The sequence below is a fragment of the Lentibacillus salicampi genome (assembly GCF_004565465.1).
In the GTDB taxonomy this organism is placed as follows: Bacteria; Bacillota; Bacilli; order Bacillales; family Amphibacillaceae; genus Lentibacillus; species Lentibacillus salicampi.
Map to the genome: position 1 here is coordinate 1 of NZ_SRHY01000126.1, position 619 is coordinate 619.

A 619-nucleotide genomic window follows, 5' to 3' on the forward strand; every position below is an offset into this window, starting at 1 on the left:
CACAGTCTACTTACGACTTCCCGGGGCATATCGGTGTTAGTCCCGTCCTTCTTCGGCTCCTGGTGCCAAGGCATTCACCGTGCGCTCTTCTTCACTTAACTAATCAAAACGTTCGTTTAACGAACGCGCATTTTTTACTTGCGTTGAATGTCTTTGCTCTTATTTAGTTTTCAAGGTACAAATGAGAGATTTGCTCCCTCAAAACTGAACCAAACAACCCAGTATGAGGCCTGCACGATGTAGGTCATGCCGATGTTGCCACAGGATAAGGAAAGCTGCGTCAGCGATACATCGCACGCAGAAAAAGTGCTTTCCTTTTTCAAGGACGTGGCGTTCTTAATCGGCCTTCCTTTAAATCCAGCTCCAGCGTCCAGTGACTAGTGGACTTCCTTTTCCTCCTTACGATAAGTCAACATCGACTCACTCTGTTCGTCGTGTTTCCTTTATCTCATACGGAAAACTCCAGTCCATACGTCACTAAACGGACGCTTACGCTTTCTCATAATCCTTAGAAAGGAGGTGATCCAGCCGCACCTTCCGATACGGCTACCTTGTTACGACTTCACCCCAATCATTGGCCCCACCTTCGGCGGCTGGCTCCATAAGGTTACCTCACCGA

2 rRNA genes are annotated in these 619 nt (G+C 48.1%); both read right to left on the bottom strand.

Features of this window, described 5'->3' with window-relative positions:
- Positions 1-101, bottom strand: a 23S ribosomal RNA gene (locus E4U82_RS19665); the annotation flags it as partial.
- Positions 102-512: 411 nt separating this feature from the next.
- Positions 513-619, bottom strand: a 16S ribosomal RNA gene (locus tag E4U82_RS19670); the annotation flags it as partial.